Below are 18,281 nucleotides of genomic sequence, written 5' to 3'. Positions count from 1 at the left end.
AAGGTCCAGCGTCAGGCGACGCGATAGTTGTCCTGCATCGGGTATCGGCGCGCGTACAGGCCGAAGGCGAGCGCGGCCGCGAAGGCGAACGCGGCGAAGAAGAACATCAGGAAGGCGTTCTCGCTCAGGCCGGTGGAGGCGATGTAGGCGGTGACCGCCTCGTTGCGTACCCCGGCATTGGTGAGCAGGACCCACAGGCTGCCGAAGGTACTGGTGAGATACCAGAACGCCATGATCACGCCCTTCATCGCCTGCGGGGCCTGGCTGTAGGCGAATTCGAGCGCGGTCGCCGACACCAGCACTTCGCCGAAGGTCAGCAGCAGATAGGGCACCGACTGCCAAGCGAGGGACACCTCGTCGCCGCTGTCGATCCACAGCTGCAGGCCGCCGGCGACGATCCATGCGGTGCCGGAGATCGCGATGCCCCAGCCCATCCGCCGCAACGCGGTCGGCTCGAATCCTATCCGCCGCAGCGCCGGATACAGCACCAGGTTGTTGAACGGGATCAGCAGCATCACCAGCAGCGGGTTGAGCGCCTGCATCTGCGCCGCGTCCTGGATCAGCCAGCTCGGCCACCAGGCCGAGCCGTGCGGGATCACCATCTCGCGGCCCTGGATGATCCAGGTCGAAGCCTTCTGGTCGAACAGTGACCAGAACGGCGTGACCAGGGCGAACACGATCAGGATCCGCAGCACCGCGCGCACACCATCGACTGCGGCATCGGGATGCAGGCCGCGTGCACGTTCGAGCTGCAGGGATGCGCCCCAGCCGCCCAGGGCGATGATGACGCCGAGCGCAAGACATGCAGTGATGACGAAGCCGAAATCGGTCGGCCACCACGGAAGCGCCACAGTCGCCGAGAGCAGCCACAGCGCCAGCATGACGGCCGCCGACACCACACCCACCATGGCCACCGCGAGGCCCGGCCGGCCTTCACCGGCATGGCGCGCGCGCAATGCGGTCTTGACCACCTCGAAGAACGCATGCGGGTCTCGCCGGGTCGGCGGCACGTTGACGTATTCCTTGCGCCCCAGCCAGAACACGAAGGTCGCGATGAACATCAGCACGCCCGGGATGCCGAAGGCGACCGCGGGCCCGTAGTGCCGCAGGAACAGCGGCGCCAGCAGGGACGCGAAGAACGAGCCGAAATTGATGATCCAGTAGAAGGCGTCGAAGACCACCTTCGCCTTGCTCTTGTTGGTCTGGTCGAACTGGTCCCCGCAGAACGAGACCACCAGAGGCTTGATGCCGCCAGAGCCCAATGCGATCAGGAACAGGCCGGTGTAGAAGCCGGTCGCGTTGTTCTCGAACATCGCCAGACAGGCGTGGCCGGCGCAGTAGATCAGCGAGAACCACAGGATGGTGTGGTACTTGCCGAAGAAGCGGTCGGCCAGCCAGCCGCCGAGCAGCGGAAAGAAGTACACGCCGATGACGAAGGTGTGGAAGATGTCCTTCGCTGCCGCGTCCCGGTCGGCACCCTGTGGCAGATAGCCCAGCAGCACCGAGCTGATCAGGAACGGCACCAGGATGTTGCGCATGCCGTAGAAGCTGAAACGCTCGCAGGCTTCGTTGCCGATGATGTAGGCGATCTGGCGGGGCATGGGCCCGCTTGCGGTCTGGACGGTCGACATCTGCGAGTTCGGTGACTGGAAACCGCACAGCGTACCCGATCCGGCCACCGCCTCTGCCGGTGATGCGACGGAAAAGCAGGTGCCGGGTGCGGCTGGCGCTGCACCGCTTCTGCCGTCGGGCTTGGGACCGGACGCGCCGCGCGGCATCATGGCGTGACCGTCGCTCCGGAACTCTCCATGCCCCGTTATCGCCTGGCGCTTGCGCTTGCCCTGTTGCCGACCTGCCTGACCGCCCTCGCCAACGACGACCCGCGCCTCACCATCGCCGAGCGCAGCGGCTTCGTCGAGACCGGACGCATGGACGAGGTCGCTGCGCTGTGCGAGACCTTCGCGCGCCTGCACGCGGATGCGGTCCGGTGCATCGAATTCGGCACGTCGCCGGAAGGCCGGCCGATGCAGGCGCTGGTGGCCAGCCGCAGCGGGGCGCTGGATCCGGCCGCGGCGCGTGCGGCGGGCGTGCCGGTGGTGCTGATCCAGGGCGGCATCCACGCCGGAGAAATCGACGGCAAGGACGCGGGATTCCTTGCGCTGCGCGAACTCCTCGACGGCAGCGCCGCACCGGAGGCTCTGGCCCGGGCGGTCCTGGTGTTCGTCCCGGTCTTCAGCGTCGACGGCCACGAACGCTTCGGCGCCTGGAACCGCCCCAACCAGCGCGGTCCAAGGGAAATGGGCTGGCGAACCACCGCGCAGAACCTCAACCTCAACCGCGACTACGCCAAGGCCGATGCGCCCGAGATGCAGGCGATGCTGGCGCTGGTCGAGGCCTGGGATCCGATCGCCTACATCGACCTGCATGCGACCAACGGCGCGCAGTTCGAGCACGACATCTCGATCCAGGTCGAGCCTGTGCATGCCGGCGATGCCGCGCTGCGCCAGGTGGGGCGCACGTTCCGCGACGCGGTGATGGCCGATCTCGCCGCCGCCGGCTCGCTGCCCCTCCCCTACTACCCCTCGTTCGTCGAGCACGACAACCCCCAGTCTGGATTCGAGGACGGCGTGTCGCCGCCGCGCTTCTCGACGGGTTATTTCCCGCTGCGCAACCGCCTGGCCATGCTGGTCGAAACGCACTCTTGGAAGGAATACCCGGTACGCGTCCGCATCACCCGCAACACCATCGTCTCGGTGTTGGACCAGGTCGCGCGCCACGGTCGCGACTGGATGCGCACCGCGCAGGCGGCCGACGCGCGCGCATCGGCGCTGGGCGGCTCGGTGCTGCCGCTGGCCTGGAAGGCGACCGATACCGCGCGCACCGTCGACTTCCGCGGCTACGCCTACACACGCATGCCGTCCGATGTCTCCGGCGCGCTGATGACCCGCTATGACGAATCGAGCCCGCAGCTGTGGCGCGTGCCGATGCGTGACGAGCTGCGGCCTTCGGTGGAGGTGGCGCTGCCGCGAGGCGGCTACCTGGTGCCGGCGGCGCATGCCGCGTGGGTCGGCGAGAAGCTGCGCCAGCACGGGATCTCGTGGCAGCGACTGGCCGCGCCGCAGTCGCTTGCGGTCGAGGTCTTCCGTGCCACTCGCGCGACGCCCGCGGCCGCGCCGGTCGAGGGCCGCCAGCGGCTGGAACTCGAAGGCGCCTGGGCAGCGGAACAGCAGGAGATCGGCGCCGGCGGCCTGTTCGTTCCGATCGCCCAGCCCAAAGCGCGGCTGGTCGCCGCCCTGCTCGAACCGCAGGCGCCCGATGCGCTGGCTGCCTGGGGGCGTTTCAACAACCATTTCGAGCGCAAGGAATACATGGAGGACTACGTCGCCGAGCAGGTTGCGCGAGAGATGCTCGCGGCCGATCCCGAACTGCGCGCGCAGTTCGAAGCGAAGCTGCGGGACGATGTGGCATTCGCCGGCAACCCCGCCGCTCGCCTGGAGTTCTTCTACCGGCGCCACAGCGCGTGGGACGACCGCTACAACCTGTATCCGGTGATGCGCACCGAGCTGCCGCCAGCGGAAGCGGTCGGGGCGCAATGAGGCGACTGATCGGGGCGTGCCTGGCCCTGCTGCTCGCTGCCTGCGCCTCCAGCCCGCCGCCGGATCCCGCGCCGCGCGGGCTCCGGGTGGTCACCCTCAACATCTACCACGACGAGGCGGACTGGCCGGCGCGCCTGCCGCTGATCATCGAGCAGTTGCGCGCGCTCGATGCGGATGTGATCGCGCTGCAGGAAGTCCTGCAGGCCGAAGGGCTTCCCAACCAGGCACTGAGCATCGGAGAGGCGCTCGGCTATTCGGTGCAGTTCGTCTCCAACGACCCACCCGGGCGTTCGCGCCGCTACGGCAACGCGCTGCTCACGCGCCTGCCGGTGCTCGAGCAGGACTGGACGCCGTTGGCACCGCGCGAGGATTCGCGCAGCCTCGGCCACGCGCGCCTGCGCTTCGAAGGTGCGCCGATCGACGTCTACTTCACCCATCTGCACCACACGCAGTCGGGCGGCGCGATCCGCCGCCGCCAGCTGCAGGACCTCCGCACCTTCATTGCGCGGCGGCCGAGCCCGGCCCCCTCGCTGGTGCTGGGCGACTTCAACGCGCCGGTCACTGCGCCGGAAATGGCCGCCATGGAAGGCTATGTCGATAGCTTCGGCAGCGTGCATCCGGGCGCTGACGCGCGCGCAATGACCACGCTCAATCCGCACTTCTTCGACTTCCGCGCGCGCATCGACCACGTCTTCGCCGAGGCCGGGCGCTTCGAGGTACTCGATGCACGCACCGTGCTCGACACGCCGGGCGCGGACGGCACCTGGCCTTCGGACCACTTCGGCATCTTCGTCGTGGCGCAGCCGATTGCGCGTTGACCCGCCGTTGGGCTCGCCCGGCGCATGCTCGGCCGCGATGCCACCGACGACGAGAACGCCCATGTCCCGCGCCCTGCTCCGCCTCGCCGCCCTGCCCCTGTCGATGTGCATGACACTGGCCGCCTGCCAGTCCACGCCACCGCCCGCCTCCGGAGATGCACCGATGCCCGAATCCGACGCCCGCGTGCGCATCCAGGGGGAAGCCGTCTATTTCGAGAAGATCCTGATGCCCGAGGGCTCGAGCCTGCGCGTGCAGTTGCTCGACAACCGGCTTGCCGGCACCCCGCAGGCAGTGCTCGCCGAAGAGGTGACGACGGTCGGCGCAGGCCCCTACGAATTCGCCATCGACGTGCCGCGCATGCGGCTGCGCGAGGACGGCCAGTACGCCCTGCAGGCTTCTGTCTCGATGCCCGATGGCAGCCTGCGATTCGCCACCGCGTCACCCGTGCCGGTGGTGATCGGCGCCGATGCAATGGACATGCACCTGGGCCGCGTCCGCCTCCACCACGTCCAGCCCTGAGCGCGGCCTTCAGGCGTTGACGAATCGCACGCGCCGGGTGATGCCGCAGGTCAGCGCATAGGAGATGGTGCCGGCCGCTTCTGCCACGGTTTCCACCGGCAGCGCATCGCCCCACAGCACCACCGGATCGCCGGCGCGCGCATCCGCCTGGCCGCGCAGGTCGATCGTCATCAGGTCCATCGACACGCGGCCGATCACCGAAGCCGTGCGGCCATTGACCAGTACCGGCGTGCCTGCCGGCGCCAGGCGCGGATACCCGTCGCCATACCCCACCGCCGCCACGCCGATCGCCATGTCTTCCGGCGCTTCCCAGGCGGCGGAGTAACCGATGCGCTCGCCCTTGGCGACACGGTTGACCGCGAGCAGCCGCGTCTCGAAGGTCATCGCGGGACGCAGGCCGAACGTCGCGCCGCTGCGCCCGGAAACGACCGACATCCCGTACAGCGCGCCGCCGGGCCGGATCCAGTCGCCGCAGGCCTGCGGCCATCCCAGCACGGCTGCCGAGTTGGCCAGCGAACGAGGGCCATCGAGACCTTCGGTCGCGGCCGCGAACGCGCGCAGCTGTGCCGGTGTCTGCCGGCCATTGGGGGAATGCGCATCGAACTCGTCGGAGCTGGCGAAATGCGTCATCAGCACGATCTCGCCGTCGACGCCGCGGGCGGCACGCAGCCGGGCGTAGGCGTCGCGGACCTGCTCGGGCGCGAACCCGAGCCGGTGCATGCCGCTGTCGATCTTCAGCCAGACGCGGATCGGCGCGCCGTCGGTCTGCTCGAGCAGGTCGAGCTGGGCCGCGTGATGCACGATGGCCTCGGCGCGCAGTGCGCGCAGCTGTTCCAGGTCATCCGGGTTGTCGAACCCCGACAGCACCAGGATCGGCTGCTCGAGCCCCACCGCGCGGATCCGCGCGGCGTCCTCGATCGCGGCGACGCCGAAGGCATCGGCCGCGCCGAGCGCACGCGCGGCCGTTTCGAGTCCGTGACCGTAACCATCGGCCTTGACCATCGCCATCAGGCGGCGGCCGGGCGCGCGGTCGCGCAGCGCGGCCAGGTTGTGGCGGAGCGCGTCGGCGTGGATGGTGGCGGTGATCGGGCGGGCCATGCGGCATGCGACATGCGTGGAGGAAGCCGGCTATTGTGCCCTCGCGACGCGCCGGCCGGCAGCCGCGGCGGTGAACGCAGGGTTCTACTCGAAGCTGCCGACCGAGTCGTGGGACAGGTTGTCGAAGCGGGTGTATTCGCCGAAGAACTTCAGCTTCACCGAGCCGGTCGGGCCGCTGCGCTGCTTGCCGATGATGATCTCGGCCAGGCCCTTGTCCGGCGAAGTTTCCTTGTTGTAGTAGTCGTCGCGATAGATGAAGACGATGATGTCGGCGTCCTGCTCGATGGCGCCCGATTCGCGCAGGTCGGCCATCACCGGTCGCTTGTCGGCGCGCGTTTCCAGCGAACGGTTGAGCTGGGAGAGCGCCATCACCGGCACGTTGAGCTCCTTGGCCAAGCCCTTGAGCGAGCGCGAGATCTCCGAGATCTCGGTCGCACGGTTCTCGCTGTTGCCCGGTACCGACATCAGCTGCAGATAGTCGATGACGATCAGACCCAGATCGTGCTCGCGCTTGAGACGCCGGCACTTGGCGCGCAGCACGTCGGGGCCGAGGCCCGGCGTGTCGTCGATGAAGATCTTGGTTTCCTTGAGCATGCGGATCGCGCTGCTGACGCGGCTCCAGTCCTCGTCCTCGAGCGCGCCGGTGCGCAGGCGCGTGGCATTGATGCGGCCATTGGAGGAAATCAGGCGCAGCGCGAGCTGGCTGGCCGACATTTCCATCGAGAACACGCCCACCGCCTTCTTGGTCTTGATCGCCGCGTACTCGGCGATGTTGAGCGCGAAGGTGGTCTTGCCCATCGCCGGTCGGGCCGCGAGGATGATCAGATCCGTGGGCTGCAGGCCCGCGGTCATCTCGTCGAACTCGGTGTAGCCCGTCGGCAGGCCGGTGACGCCGCCACCGTTGGTGTAGCGCGTCTGCAGGACGTCGAAGGCCTCGGCCATCGCCTTGTTGATCGCGGTGAAGTCGGTGCGCCCCTGGGCGCCGGCCTCGGCGATCTTGAACACCTGCTGCTCGGCCTTGGCGAGGATCTCGCTGCTGTCGCGACCTTCGGGCTGGAAACCGTCGTTGACGATCTCGGTGCCGACATCGATCAGCTGCCGGAGGATGGCCTTGTCGCGCACGATTTCCGCATATGCGCGGATGTTCGCCGCCGAAGGCGTGGTGCTGGCAAGTTCACCCAGATACGCCCCGCCCGCGACCAGATCCGACAGGCCGTTGGAGTCGAACCACTCACCCAGCGTCACCGCGTCGAAGGGCTTGCTCTTCTCGGCGAGCTCCTGGATCGCGGTGTAGATCTTCTGGTGGTCGCGACGGTAGAAGTCCTCCGGCACGATCAGGTCGGCGATGCGGTCGTAGGCGTCGGGAACGAGCATCAGCCCGCCCAGCACCGCCTGCTCGGCCTCGATCGACTGCGGCGGCACGCGCAGCTGCTCGAGGCGCGCATCGCCCCGGTCGTGACGGTCGTGATTGCGGAATTCGGTACGTGCGGCCATGGTGGTGTGGAACTCGGAAAACGGGATTACGGCATCTGCATGCTAGGCCGCGCGCCTGTGGATACGCGACCCCACAACCTGTGGATAAGCCTGATGCGGCACAGGCATGCAGCATCGCCCCGCGGAATCTCGCCACGCGCGACGCACCCGCAGGCCCAACGAAAACGGGCGCCTTGCGGCGCCCGTCGTGTCGAACCGATCCGATGGATCAGGCGACTTCACCTTCGATGACCAGCTTGACGGTGGTTTCGGCATCGGCGTGCAGATGCACGACGACCTCGAACTCGCCGGTGTTGCGGAACGCGCCTTCGCCCAGCACGACTTCCGACTTGTTGACCGGCGTGACCGCCTTGGTCAGCGCGTCGGCGATTTCGCGCGGGCCGACCGAGCCGTACAGCTTGCCTTCGGTCGAAGCGTTGGCGTAGATCGTGACGCTGGCGCCTTCGAGCTTGGCCAGGCGCTGCTGGGCCTCGTCGAGCTGCGACTGGGCCTTGGCTTCGTACTCGGCGCGGCGCGCTTCGAACTCGGCGATGCTCTTGGCGGTGGCCGGCACGGCCTTGCCCTGCGGCACGAGGTAGTTGCGGCCGTAGCCCGGCTTCACGTTGACCTTGTCGCCGAGGTTGCCGAGGTTGGTGACCTTCTGCAGGAGAATCAGTTGCATGGTGTTGCTCCGTATTCGTTAGCGGCGCCGGTGGCGCCGCAACGAGTGCTGTCCGAAACGGACGTTGACCTCTTCGTATGCTGCCCTTGCTTCACTTGGAAAGTCCGCGCGCGGAGGTGCGGGCTTTCAGCGAAGGGGTTCACACATTGTGGTTGTCGGTGTACGGAATCAGCGCCAGGAAACGCGCGCGCTTGACGGCCGTGGCCAGCTGACGCTGGTAACGCGACTTGGTGCCGGTGATGCGGCTCGGAACGATCTTGCCGTTCTCGGTGAGGTTCTGGCGCAGGGTGTTGAGATCCTTGTAATCGATCTCCTTGACACCCTCGGCGGTGAACTTGCAGAACTTGCGGCGGCGGAAGAACTTGGACATGTGCGTGATCCTCAGGCGGCTTCGGCGTTGTTGTCGGACTTGTCGGCTTCGGCATCGCTGCCAACGGTCGACTCGCCATCGTCGTCACGGCGACGGCGCTCGCCACGCTCGGGCTTGTCCGTCTTCTCGTCCTTGTTCTTCATGATCAGGGACTGCTCGGTGTCGGCCTCGTCGCGACGCACGACCAGGTGACGCAGCACCGCGTCGTTGAAGCGGAACGCTTCGACGAGGTCATCGAGACCGGCCTGGCCGACTTCGATGTTGAACATCACGTAGTGGGCCTTGACCAGATTGTTGATCGGGTAGGCCAGCTGGCGGCGACCCCAGTCCTCGAGACGGTGGATGGTGCCTTCGGCGCCTTCGATCAGCGACTTGTAGCGCTCGATCATCGCGGGCACCTGCTCGCTCTGGTCCGGATGGACCAGGAACACGATTTCATAATGACGCATGGTGGTTTCCTTTCGGGTATCGACCGCGCAGATGCGCGGGTCTGTGATAGCCCCCCGTCCGCGGCGCGGCCGCACGGTGGGGCAAGGTCTCCCGGCGACGATCGCCGCAGGGAGCCGGGCATTCTCACAGAAGCGGCGGCCCACGGCAAGCAGACCACTGACCACCCCACAGCGCGCACGCCGGTGCGACATTCGGTCGCAGTCTCACAGAACTGCGCGACATGATGGAATAGGACTCGCGGAGCCCCCCATCCGCACCCTCCCCGCACACCACAACGCCGCCCGAGGGCGGCGTCGAGGATCGATCACCGTGCCAGCCGACCGTGTCCGCAATCCGCATGCCCCATCCGGGGCCATGCGCATTGGTCGCGGCGGGCGATCAGCGCACGGTTTCCAGGGTGCGGCTGAAGGCCAGCGCCGCCAGGGTCACCACCGCGCCCGACAGCAGGTAGTAACCCACGTACGCCAGGCCGAACTCGCTGCACAGCCACAGTGCGACCAGCGGGGCGAAGCCCGCACCCACGAGCCAGGCGATGTCCGAGGTCACCGCGGCCCCCGTGTAGCGGTAGATGCTCTCGAAACGCGAGGCGATCGCGTTGCTCGCCTGCCCCAGCGACAGCCCCAGAAGGGCGAAGCCGACGACCACGTAGGTGGTGCGGCCGCTGGTGGTGTCACTGCCCAGCAGCGGCGCTGCGAAGAAGCTGAAGACCGCGATCAGCACGGCAGCGACGGCCAGCTGGCCGCGGCGACCGATCCGCTCGGCCAGGATGCCCGACAGCATGATGCCCAGACCGCCGACGATCGCACCCAGGAACAGGCTGCCGAGGAACTCGGTCGCGTCGTGGTCGGTATAGAGGGTCGCCCAGCTCAGCGGGAAGATCGTGACGAGGTGGAACATCGCGTAGCTGGCCAGCGGGATCAGCGCGCCGATGAAGACCTGCCGGGGATGGGTGCGGATGGTTTCCACGACCCGCCGCGGCTGCAGCTCCTGCTCCTTGAACAGCTGCACGAATTCAGGCGTCACCACCAGTCGCAGGCGCGCGAACAGCGCGACCACGTTCAGCGCCAGGGCAACGAAGAACGGGAAGCGCCAGCCCCAGGCCATGAAGTCTTCCTCGTTGAGCAACTGGGTGAAGACCAGGAACATGCCGCAGGCGAGCATGAACCCCAGGGCCGCGCCCAGCTGCGGGACCATGGCGTACCAGCCGCGACGCTCGCGCGGGGCGCTCAGCGACAGCAGCGAGGGCAGCCCGTCCCAGGCACCGCCCCAGCCGAGCCCCTGGCCGAAGCGGAAGACCGCCAGCAGGATCGGGGCCAGCGCTCCGACCTGCGCGTAACTCGGCAGGAAGGCGATGGCCATCGTCGAGCCGCACAGCAGGAACAGCGCGCCGATCAGCTTGGCCGCGCGGCTGAAGTTGCGATCGACCGCCATGAAGATGACCGAGCCGATCGGACGGGCGATGAAGGCCAGCGAGAACACCGCGAACGACTTCAGCGTCGCCTGGACCGGATCACTGTCGGGAAAGAAGAGATACGGGAACACCAGTACCGCAGCGATGCCGTAGACGAAAAAGTCGAAGAACTCGGATGTTCGTCCCATGACCACCGGAAACGCGATCTTTCCAGGCGAGATCTCGCGTTCATCGTTGGTCTCCGGCGCTTCGTCGAGGCCGGTCGTGGCTTGCTGTGCGGTTTCGCTCATGTGCGCGCTCTCTCTCCGGTCGTTATGGGGGATAATGCGCCGCATTGTGAGCCTGAAACGGGCCCACCAGGCAAGGTGCGCAGCAGCAGGGTCCCGGCGTCCCGCCACATCGCAACGCTAATCGTTCTTCCGTAGCGTTTCCGTCAAGTCGTTTTTCCTTCCCGTCGTCATCGATCCCCCAATGAAATCCATTCTTCGAATCTTTGCGCTGCTTTTCGCGGCCACACTGCTGTCGGGCTGCGACTGGGTCGTCATGGCGCCGTCGGGTGACATCGCCATACAGCAGCGCAACCTGATCGTGCTGTCGACGGTCCTGATGCTGCTGATCATCGTCCCGGTGATCATGCTGACGTTCTTCTTCGCCTGGAAATACCGGGAGTCGAACACGGACGCCGAGTACGCCCCCGAGTGGCACCACTCCACCCGCCTCGAGCTGATCATCTGGTCGGCGCCGCTGGCGATCATCCTGGTCCTGGGCACCGTGACATGGATCGCGACCCACAAGCTCGATCCCTATCGTCCGCTGGACCGCATCGACGCCAATACGCCAATCCCCGCAGGCATCGAGCCGCTGGTGGTCGAAGTGGTGGCGCTCGACTGGAAGTGGCTGTTCCTCTATCCCGAGCAAGGCATCGCGACGGTCAACGAGCTCGCGGCGCCGGTGAACGTGCCGATCCAGTTCAAGATCACCTCCTCCTCGATGATGAATTCGTTCTTCATCCCGGCGCTGGCGGGCCAGATCTATGCCATGGCCGGCATGGAGACCAAGCTCAACGCGGTCATCAACGAGGAAGGCGTCTACAAGGGCTTTTCCGCCAACTACAGCGGTGATGGCTTCTCGTTCATGCGCTTCGATTTCCACGGCATGAGTAAAGGCGAGTTCGAGGCATGGGTCGAGCGCGTGCGTTCCGACGACGTGTCGCTGGGCCGCCAGGAGTATCTCGAGCTCGAAAAGCCGTCCGAGCGCGAGCCGGTCCGGTACTTCGGCAGCGTCGATCCGGCGCTCTACGAGGCGATCCTCAACATGTGCGTGAACCCGGGCGCGATGTGCATCCACGAGATGGCGCACATCGACCGCAGCGGCGGCGCCGGTGTGGAGAGCAAGCAGAACTACGCGCGCCTGCGCTACGACAACCGGCACGCCGGCGATCTGATCGCCGCGCCCGGCGCGACCTTCCCCGAGGCCGGCCGCGAGGCACGCGGCGACGAGCCGCAGGGGCACCAGCCGCGCGCCGTTTCGCCGGAAGACACCACACCGCAGCCTTCCGATCCGAACGAGATCGACGAGAGCATGCGGCCGATCTCTCCGGACGAGGCGCCGCGCAACGAGGGCGCTCCCGGAAAGCCGGATGACGACCGCGGCCCGTCGGGCCGCTGATCCACCCCGGAACGCACCACCGAATCCAGTACCAGGCAGGAACCCATGTCCGCACCCCAGGACCAACTTCACTCACCGTGGATCGGGCGACTCTCGCTCGACTCACTCGCCTTCCTCCACGACCCCATCCTTGCGGCCACCTTCGTCGGTGTCGTGATCGGCGGCATCGCGGTGCTCTTTCTTCTGACCAAGTACCGCCTCTGGGGCTACCTGTGGAAGGAGTGGTTCACGAGCATCGACCACAAGAAGATCGGCATCATGTATTGCGTTCTCGCAATCGTGATGCTGCTGCGTGGCTTCTCCGACGCCGTGTTGATGCGTGCACACCAGGCAATCGCGTCGGGCGGCAGCGAAGGCTTCCTGCCGCCGCACCACTACGATCAGATCTTCACCGCCCACGGCGTGATCATGATCTTCTTCGTCGCCATGCCACTGGTGACCGGCCTGATGAACTACATCGTGCCGCTCCAGATCGGCGCGCGTGACGTCTCGTTCCCGTTCCTCAACAACTTCAGCTTCTGGATGACCACCGCCGGCGCGGTGCTCATCATGATTTCGCTGTTCGTCGGCGAGTTCGCACGGACCGGCTGGCTGGCCTACCCGCCCCTTTCGGGCGCGGACTACAGTCCCGGCACCGGCATGGACTACTACCTGTGGGGGCTACAGGTGGCGGGCGTGGGCACGACGCTGTCCGGCATCAACCTGATCGTGACCATCGTCAAGATGCGGGCACCGGGCATGAAGTTCATGCGCATGCCGATCTTCACCTGGACCTCGCTCTGCACCAACATCCTGATCGTCGCCACCTTCCCGATCCTGACGGCAACGCTGGCGCTGCTGACGATGGACCGCTACGTCGGCACGAACTTCTTCACGAACGATCTCGGCGGCAATCCGATGATGTACGTGAACCTGATCTGGATCTGGGGTCACCCGGAGGTCTACATCCTGGTACTGCCGGCCTTCGGCATCTTCTCCGAGATCGTCGCCACCTATTGCGGCAAGCGCCTGTTCGGCTACACCTCGATGGTCTACGCCACGGCGGTGATCACGATCCTGTCGTACCTGGTCTGGTTGCACCACTTCTTCACGATGGGCTCGGGCGCAAGCGTCAACGCGTTCTTCGGCATCACGACGATGATCATCTCGATCCCGACGGGCGCCAAGATCTTCAATTGGCTCTTCACCATGTACAAGGGCCGGATCCGGTTCGACGTGCCCATGCTCTGGACGATCGGCTTCATGTTCACCTTCGTCATCGGTGGCATGACCGGCGTGCTGCTCGCCGTGCCGCCGGCCGATTTCGTGCTCCACAACAGCCTGTTCCTGGTCGCCCACTTCCACAACACCATCATCGGCGGCGTGGTCTTCGGCCTGTTCGCGGGCATGGTCTACTGGTTCCCGAAGGCCTTCGGCTTCAAGCTCAACGAGTTCTGGGGCAAGGTGTCGTTCTGGTGCTGGCTCGTGGGCTTCTGGGTGGCGTTCACCCCGCCCTACATCATGGGTCTGATGGGTGTGACCCGGCGCCTGAGCCAGTTCGAAGACAACTCCCTCCAGGTGTTCTTCATCATCGCCGCGATCGGCGCTGCGATCATCGCCGTGGGCATCGCCGCGTTCATCCTGTCGATCGCCGTAGCCATCCGTGACCGCAAGAAGCTCCGCGATGTCACCGGCGATCCGTGGAATGGGCGCACCCTGGAATGGGCAACGTCCTCGCCGCCTCCGAGCTACAACTTCGCCTTCACCCCGGTCGTCCACGAGATCGATACGTACTGGGACATGAAGCGGCACGGCTACAAGCGTCCGACCACCGGCTTCGTTCCCATCCACATGCCCAAGAACACGGGCGCGGGTGTCGTCCTGTCCGGTATCAGTGTGGTCCTGGGCTTCGCCCTGGTCTGGCACATCTGGTGGCTGGCAGGCGCATCGCTCGTGGGCCTGATCGTCGCGGCGATCTGGCACACCTTCAATTACGACCGTGAGTTCTACATCCCGGCCGAGGAAGTGCAGGCGACCGAGGACGAACGAACGCGCGAACTGGCACAGCAGGCGCTCTGAACATGGCACACACGATGCAATCCACCACCGGCCCCACCGAGCGCGTCTACCACGTGGTCGAGGACCCGCACGCGCATGCCGAGCATGCGCACCATCCGGAAACCGGGACCAATCTCGGTTTCTGGATCTACCTGATGAGCGACTGCCTGATCTTCGCGATCCTGTTCGCCACCCACGCCGTGATCGGCCGCAACTACGCGGCCGGCCCGTCGCCGGCGGACCTGTTCGACCTGAAGCTCATCCTGGTCGCGACGTTCATGCTGCTGTTCTCGTCGATCACCTACGGGTTCGCGATGCTCAACTCGTACCGCAACAACGTTCGCGGGACGATCACCTGGCTGCTGGTCACCGGCGTGTTCGGCCTGGCGTTCCTCGGCATCGAGATCTACGAGTTCCAGCATCTGGCGCACCTGGGCGCGACGCCGCAGCGCAGCGCGTTCCTGTCCTCGTTCTTCACCCTGGTCGGCACCCATGGCCTGCACGTCACGTTCGGCCTGATCTGGCTGGTGACGCTGGTGTTCCAGCTGAAGAAGCACGGGCTCAACGCCGCCAACAATCGCCGCCTGATGTGCCTGTCGATGTTCTGGCACTTCCTCGATGTGATCTGGATCGGCGTGTTCTCGTATGTGTACCTGATGGGAGTCGTGGGATGAGCACCGAAACCAACCACCACGCCGGCCACGAGTCGGCGCACGACGCACACAGCCACGGCAGCATGCGCGACTACGTGATCGGCTTCGTGCTGTCGGTCATCCTCACCGTGATCCCGTTCTGGCTGGTCATGGGCGAAGTGCTCGAGAGCCGCATCCTGACGGTCGCGTTGATCATGGCGTTCGGCGCCGTGCAGATCGTCGTGCACATGGTCTACTTCCTGCACATGAACCGGAAATCGGAAGGCGGCTGGATCCTGATGTCGCTGCTGTTCACCGGCATCATCATCGTCATCGCGCTGGTGGGATCCTTGTGGGTCATGTACCACCTCGACACCAACATGATGCCGATGTCGCCCGAGCAGATGCGCATCGCGCCCTGACGCGAGGGCCATCGTGAAAGAGGATTCCAACGCAGCTGCACGCCCGCTCGTCCGCTGGGTGTTGCTGGTCTTCCTGCTCGCAGCAACCGCGGGCTTCATCGCCCTGGGGCTGTGGCAGGTGGACCGGCTGCAATGGAAGCGCGACCTCATCGCACGCGTGGAATCACGCGTGCACGCGGCGCCGGAGCCTCTGCCGGCGTCGTCGACCTGGGGAACGATCAACGCCGGCGAGGACGAGTACCGGCGCGTCACCGCGCGTGGCCGCCTGCTGCACACCCAGGAAGTGGCGGTCTATGCAACGACCGAGCACGGCCCCGGCTACTGGATCATGACCCCGCTGGTCACGGGCGACGGGACCGTCTGGATCAATCGTGGCTACGTCGACAATGCGCATCGCGCCCGCGACAGCCGCGCCCGGCATGACGAAAGCGAAATCGTCAGCGTCACCGGCCTGCTCCGCATGCCCGACCGCGCGGGCCTGTTCCTTCGCGACAACGTGCCCGACGAAGACCGGTGGTACGTGCGTGCGCCCGACGAGCTGTCGGCCGCGCGCGCGGTGGTCGGGCCGGTCGCTCCGTTCTTCATCGATGCGCAGGACCGGATCGACACCGGCAACTGGCCCGTGCCCGGCATGACGATGCTGCAGTTCCGCAACAGCCACCTCAGCTACGCGCTGACCTGGTTCGGCATGGCGCTACTGGGGTTGCTGGCGGTGGGGTTCGTGGTGCGGAGCGAGTTCGCCCGCAGGTCCTAGGGTGCAAGCGCGGCGCCCTGCCCTGCGCGCCCCAACCCGGCCGGAATGAACGCCGCCTGCCGCCGCCGGCAGAACGAGAACCTACTTGGTCGGATCGGTGGTGAAGCTCTCACCACAGCCACACGCGGCCGCCGCGTTGGGGTTGCGGAACACGAACTCCTGGTTCAGCCCCTTCTGCGCGAAGTCGATCTCGGTGCCATCCACGATCGCCTGGCTCTGGGCGTCCACGTAGATGCGCACGCCGTCCTGCTCGCTGATCGCATCGCCCGGCTTTTCCTCGCGCGCGATGTCGACGACATAGCCCCACCCCGAACATCCGGTCCGGGTCACGCCGAAGCGCAGACCCAGTGCATCGGGACTGTCTGCAAGGAAGCGGCGGGCGCGTTCGAGCGCGGCGGGAGCGAGTGCGATGGCCATGAAACGATTGTACTCCGGTGGACCCGAACGCCCGCTGGCGGCGGCGATGCGCCGCCCGGCTCCGGTAGACTGTGCAGCCACGTGTATCGGACCGGATTTCCGGGATTCAAGGCATGACCACGACCAGCGTCCAACAGGCCCTCGCGGGGCATATTCCGGAAGGCGGTGAAGTCACCGTTCGCGGCTGGGTGCGAACCCGGCGCGACTCCAAGGCCGGACTGAGCTTCGTCAACGTCAGCGACGGCTCCTGCTTTTCGCCGATCCAGGTCGTGGCCCCGAGCGCACTGGCCAACTACGAGTCGGAGATCAAGCGCCTGACCGCAGGATGCTCGGTCATCGCCACCGGAACCCTGGTCAAGTCGCAGGGCCAAGGGCAGAGCTACGAGATCCAGGCCGAATCGATCGAAGTCGTGGGCTGGGTGGAAGACCCGGAAACCTATCCGATCCAGCCCAAGGCCCATTCGCTGGAATTCCTGCGCGAGGTCGCGCATCTGCGCCCACGCACCAATCTGTTCGGCGCGGTCACCCGCATCCGCCACTGTCTGGCGCAGGCCGCGCACCGCTATTTCCACGAGAACGGCTACTTCTGGATCAATACACCGATCGTGACCACGTCGGATGCCGAAGGCGCCGGCCAGATGTTCCGCATCTCGACCCTGGACCTCGCCAACCTGCCGATGCGCGAGGGCAAGGTCGATTTCAGCCGTGATTTCTTCGGCAAGGAAGCGTTCCTCACCGTGTCGGGCCAGCTCAACGTCGAGGCGTTCTGCCTGGCGATGAGCAAGGTCTACACCTTCGGCCCGACCTTCCGCGCCGAGAACAGCCATACCACGCGCCACCTGGCCGAGTTCTGGATGATCGAGCCGGAGATCGCCTTCGCCGACCTCGCCGAGAACGCACGCATCTCCGAGGAGTTCCTCAAGTACCTGTTCCGCGCGGTGCTCGACGAGCGCGCCGACGACATGGCCTTCATCGCCGAGCGCGTGCAGAAGGACGCGGTCACGCGTCTCGAGGGCTTCATCAACGCGCCGTTCGAGCGCATCGAATACACCGAAGCCGTGTCGCTGCTGCAGAAGTCCGGGCACACGTTCGAATTCCCGGTGGAATGGGGCCTGGACCTGCAGACCGAACACGAGCGCTGGCTCACCGAGCAGCACGTCGGCCGGCCGGTCGTGGTGACCAACTACCCCGAGCACATCAAGGCGTTCTACATGCGCCTCAACGACGACGGCAGGACGGTTGCGGCGATGGACGTGCTGGCGCCGGGCATCGGCGAGATCATCGGCGGCGCACAGCGCGAGGAGCGCCTCGACGTGCTCGACGCACGCATGGACCAGTTCGGGCTGGACCGGGAACACTACGGCTGGTACCGGGATTTCCGCCGCTACGGCACCGTCCCGCATGCCGGCTTCGGCCTCGGGTTCGAGCGACTGATCGTCTACGTCTGCGGGCTGTCGAATATCCGCGACGCGATTCCCTATCCGCGGGCACCGGGTCAGGCGGAGTACTGACGGCCGTGACCTGCGCTCCCGCACTGGCAGCCGGCGCCCCTGGCGGAAGGCCGTGGTGCGTTGGCGCGCTGACGGCACGCCCCCCGGCATCCGCGCCGCGGGGCCGGGTGCGCGGATGACGCTCTTCCTCGCCCTGTGTTTCTTCGGCGTCGCGATCGGCGGTTTCACCGCGTTCGTGATCTTCTGGCCGCTGTCGCTGGTCCATCTGCGTGACCGTCACCCCGAGGTCCGTGCCCGTTTCGGCGAAGGTGCGTTCCTGCAACCGGCGGCGCTGCGCTGGCTGCTGGGGGGCCATTATTACGAGGTCCGCGACGGCCGCTTCACCGGTCTTGCCACGCCCGCACGCATTTCGTTACTGGTGATCCTTGGCGCGCTGTCCGCCTCGGCCCTGTTGTGGCTGTGGTCGATCGCCCCCTGACCGG

At 66.4% G+C, this 18,281-nt stretch carries 19 protein-coding genes; 11 read left to right on the top strand and 8 right to left on the bottom strand.

The window, feature by feature from the left end; translation table 11 throughout:
* Positions 1-11 precede the first annotated feature (11 nt).
* Complete coding sequence (locus CNR27_RS08350; RefSeq protein WP_096297882.1) at positions 12-1,631, bottom strand: POT-type proton-dependent oligopeptide transporter; 1,620 nt, start codon at positions 1,629-1,631, stop codon at positions 12-14.
* Here CNR27_RS08350 and CNR27_RS15440 point away from each other — a divergent pair.
* The 4 genes from CNR27_RS15440 (at position 1,600) to CNR27_RS08335 (ending at position 4,934) form a co-directional block, all read left to right on the top strand.
* Positions 1,600-1,788: a hypothetical protein gene (locus CNR27_RS15440; protein ID WP_179948153.1), complete on the top strand. Its 189-nt coding sequence runs from the start codon at positions 1,600-1,602 to the stop codon at positions 1,786-1,788. The genes CNR27_RS08350 and CNR27_RS15440 overlap by 32 nt on opposite strands.
* A gap of 20 nt (positions 1,789-1,808) precedes the next feature.
* On the top strand, positions 1,809-3,596 hold the full coding sequence (locus tag CNR27_RS08345; protein ID WP_096297880.1) for a M14 family metallopeptidase: 1,788 nt from the start codon (positions 1,809-1,811) through the stop codon (positions 3,594-3,596).
* Entirely contained in the window at positions 3,593-4,414 is an 822-nt protein-coding gene (locus tag CNR27_RS08340) for an endonuclease/exonuclease/phosphatase family protein (RefSeq protein WP_096297878.1), read from the top strand. Before CNR27_RS08345 ends, CNR27_RS08340 begins: the two co-directional genes overlap by 4 nt.
* Before the next feature lie 61 nt (positions 4,415-4,475).
* Positions 4,476-4,934: a YbaY family lipoprotein gene (locus tag CNR27_RS08335; RefSeq protein WP_157745325.1), complete on the top strand. Its 459-nt coding sequence runs from the start codon at positions 4,476-4,478 to the stop codon at positions 4,932-4,934.
* Positions 4,935-4,943: 9 nt separating this feature from the next.
* Here CNR27_RS08335 and alr read toward each other — a convergent pair whose 3' ends face one another.
* The 6 genes from alr to CNR27_RS08305 all read right to left on the bottom strand — a co-directional run bounded on the left by alr (position 4,944) and on the right by CNR27_RS08305 (position 10,708).
* The gene (gene alr / locus CNR27_RS08330) at positions 4,944-6,032 is read right to left on the bottom strand and encodes an alanine racemase (RefSeq protein WP_096297874.1); all 1,089 of its coding nucleotides are present in this window, start codon (positions 6,030-6,032) and stop codon (positions 4,944-4,946) included.
* 84 nt (positions 6,033-6,116) lie between these two features.
* Positions 6,117-7,526: a replicative DNA helicase gene (locus CNR27_RS08325; protein ID WP_096297872.1), complete on the bottom strand. Its 1,410-nt coding sequence runs from the start codon at positions 7,524-7,526 to the stop codon at positions 6,117-6,119.
* Between the two features lie 208 nt (positions 7,527-7,734).
* On the bottom strand, positions 7,735-8,187 hold the full coding sequence (gene rplI / locus CNR27_RS08320; RefSeq protein WP_096297870.1) for a 50S ribosomal protein L9: 453 nt from the start codon (positions 8,185-8,187) through the stop codon (positions 7,735-7,737).
* A 139-nt stretch (positions 8,188-8,326) separates the two neighbouring features.
* The gene (gene rpsR, locus CNR27_RS08315) at positions 8,327-8,557 is read right to left on the bottom strand and encodes a 30S ribosomal protein S18 (RefSeq protein WP_096208774.1); all 231 of its coding nucleotides are present in this window, start codon (positions 8,555-8,557) and stop codon (positions 8,327-8,329) included.
* A gap of 11 nt (positions 8,558-8,568) precedes the next feature.
* A complete protein-coding gene (gene rpsF / locus CNR27_RS08310; protein ID WP_096297868.1) occupies positions 8,569-9,006 on the bottom strand; it encodes a 30S ribosomal protein S6 in 438 nt (145 codons plus the stop codon).
* Between the two features lie 379 nt (positions 9,007-9,385).
* Entirely contained in the window at positions 9,386-10,708 is a 1,323-nt protein-coding gene (locus CNR27_RS08305) for an MFS transporter (protein ID WP_096297866.1), read from the bottom strand.
* A gap of 181 nt (positions 10,709-10,889) precedes the next feature.
* Here CNR27_RS08305 and cyoA point away from each other — a divergent pair, with 181 nt between their 5' ends.
* From cyoA to CNR27_RS08280, 5 genes are read left to right on the top strand one after another with little or no spacing between them, the layout of a single operon-like run.
* Positions 10,890-12,086 carry a ubiquinol oxidase subunit II gene (gene cyoA, locus CNR27_RS08300; RefSeq protein WP_096297864.1) on the top strand — a complete coding sequence of 399 codons (1,197 nt, stop codon included), beginning with the start codon at positions 10,890-10,892 and terminating at the stop codon, positions 12,084-12,086.
* A 45-nt stretch (positions 12,087-12,131) separates the two neighbouring features.
* Positions 12,132-14,144, top strand: a complete 2,013-nt coding sequence (gene cyoB / locus CNR27_RS08295; protein WP_096297862.1) for a cytochrome o ubiquinol oxidase subunit I — start codon at positions 12,132-12,134, stop codon at positions 14,142-14,144.
* A gap of 14 nt (positions 14,145-14,158) precedes the next feature.
* Positions 14,159-14,797, top strand: a complete 639-nt coding sequence (gene cyoC, locus CNR27_RS08290; RefSeq protein WP_199730889.1) for a cytochrome o ubiquinol oxidase subunit III — start codon at positions 14,159-14,161, stop codon at positions 14,795-14,797.
* Positions 14,794-15,177, top strand: a complete 384-nt coding sequence (cyoD, locus tag CNR27_RS08285; protein ID WP_096297858.1) for a cytochrome o ubiquinol oxidase subunit IV — start codon at positions 14,794-14,796, stop codon at positions 15,175-15,177. The genes cyoC and cyoD overlap by 4 nt, the downstream gene beginning before the upstream one ends.
* Positions 15,178-15,190: 13 nt before the next feature.
* A complete protein-coding gene (locus CNR27_RS08280) occupies positions 15,191-15,931 on the top strand; it encodes an SURF1 family protein (protein ID WP_199730888.1) in 741 nt (246 codons plus the stop codon).
* 81 nt (positions 15,932-16,012) lie between these two features.
* On the opposite strand, the gene CNR27_RS08275 is transcribed toward CNR27_RS08280, so the two are convergent.
* The gene (locus CNR27_RS08275; protein ID WP_096297854.1) at positions 16,013-16,348 is read right to left on the bottom strand and encodes a HesB/IscA family protein; all 336 of its coding nucleotides are present in this window, start codon (positions 16,346-16,348) and stop codon (positions 16,013-16,015) included.
* A 113-nt stretch (positions 16,349-16,461) separates the two neighbouring features.
* Between CNR27_RS08275 and asnS the strand changes: the two genes are divergently transcribed.
* Both asnS and CNR27_RS08265 read left to right on the top strand, forming a co-directional pair.
* Positions 16,462-17,859 carry an asparagine--tRNA ligase gene (gene asnS, locus CNR27_RS08270; RefSeq protein WP_096297852.1) on the top strand — a complete coding sequence of 466 codons (1,398 nt, stop codon included), beginning with the start codon at positions 16,462-16,464 and terminating at the stop codon, positions 17,857-17,859.
* A gap of 115 nt (positions 17,860-17,974) precedes the next feature.
* On the top strand, positions 17,975-18,277 hold the full coding sequence (locus CNR27_RS08265) for a hypothetical protein (protein ID WP_096297850.1): 303 nt from the start codon (positions 17,975-17,977) through the stop codon (positions 18,275-18,277).
* The last annotated feature ends 4 nt before the right edge of the window (positions 18,278-18,281 follow it).

It is taken from the genome of Luteimonas chenhongjianii (assembly GCF_002327105.1).
Taxonomy (GTDB): domain Bacteria; phylum Pseudomonadota; class Gammaproteobacteria; order Xanthomonadales; family Xanthomonadaceae; genus Luteimonas; species Luteimonas chenhongjianii.
The sequence above is the reverse complement of the archived record's forward strand: the minus strand, read 5'-3'. Positions and strand labels throughout refer to the sequence as shown.

Coding starts and splice junctions, on each gene's coding strand:
- CNR27_RS08305 (WP_096297866.1), bottom strand. CDS start 10,708: ATGAGCGAAACCGCACAGCAAGCCACGACCGGCCTCGACGAAGCGCCG.
- CNR27_RS15440 (WP_179948153.1), top strand. CDS start 1,600: ATGGGCCCGCTTGCGGTCTGGACGGTCGACATCTGCGAGTTCGGTGAC.
- CNR27_RS08325 (WP_096297872.1), bottom strand. CDS start 7,526: ATGGCCGCACGTACCGAATTCCGCAATCACGACCGTCACGACCGGGGC.
- cyoB (WP_096297862.1), top strand. CDS start 12,132: ATGTCCGCACCCCAGGACCAACTTCACTCACCGTGGATCGGGCGACTC.
- cyoA (WP_096297864.1), top strand. CDS start 10,890: ATGAAATCCATTCTTCGAATCTTTGCGCTGCTTTTCGCGGCCACACTG.
- cyoC (WP_199730889.1), top strand. CDS start 14,159: ATGCAATCCACCACCGGCCCCACCGAGCGCGTCTACCACGTGGTCGAG.
- cyoD (WP_096297858.1), top strand. CDS start 14,794: ATGAGCACCGAAACCAACCACCACGCCGGCCACGAGTCGGCGCACGAC.
- CNR27_RS08340 (WP_096297878.1), top strand. CDS start 3,593: ATGAGGCGACTGATCGGGGCGTGCCTGGCCCTGCTGCTCGCTGCCTGC.
- CNR27_RS08335 (WP_157745325.1), top strand. CDS start 4,476: ATGTCCCGCGCCCTGCTCCGCCTCGCCGCCCTGCCCCTGTCGATGTGC.
- asnS (WP_096297852.1), top strand. CDS start 16,462: ATGACCACGACCAGCGTCCAACAGGCCCTCGCGGGGCATATTCCGGAA.
- rpsF (WP_096297868.1), bottom strand. CDS start 9,006: ATGCGTCATTATGAAATCGTGTTCCTGGTCCATCCGGACCAGAGCGAG.
- CNR27_RS08350 (WP_096297882.1), bottom strand. CDS start 1,631: ATGTCGACCGTCCAGACCGCAAGCGGGCCCATGCCCCGCCAGATCGCC.
- CNR27_RS08345 (WP_096297880.1), top strand. CDS start 1,809: ATGCCCCGTTATCGCCTGGCGCTTGCGCTTGCCCTGTTGCCGACCTGC.
- rplI (WP_096297870.1), bottom strand. CDS start 8,187: ATGCAACTGATTCTCCTGCAGAAGGTCACCAACCTCGGCAACCTCGGC.
- alr (WP_096297874.1), bottom strand. CDS start 6,032: ATGGCCCGCCCGATCACCGCCACCATCCACGCCGACGCGCTCCGCCAC.
- rpsR (WP_096208774.1), bottom strand. CDS start 8,557: ATGTCCAAGTTCTTCCGCCGCCGCAAGTTCTGCAAGTTCACCGCCGAG.
- CNR27_RS08265 (WP_096297850.1), top strand. CDS start 17,975: ATGACGCTCTTCCTCGCCCTGTGTTTCTTCGGCGTCGCGATCGGCGGT.
- CNR27_RS08275 (WP_096297854.1), bottom strand. CDS start 16,348: ATGGCCATCGCACTCGCTCCCGCCGCGCTCGAACGCGCCCGCCGCTTC.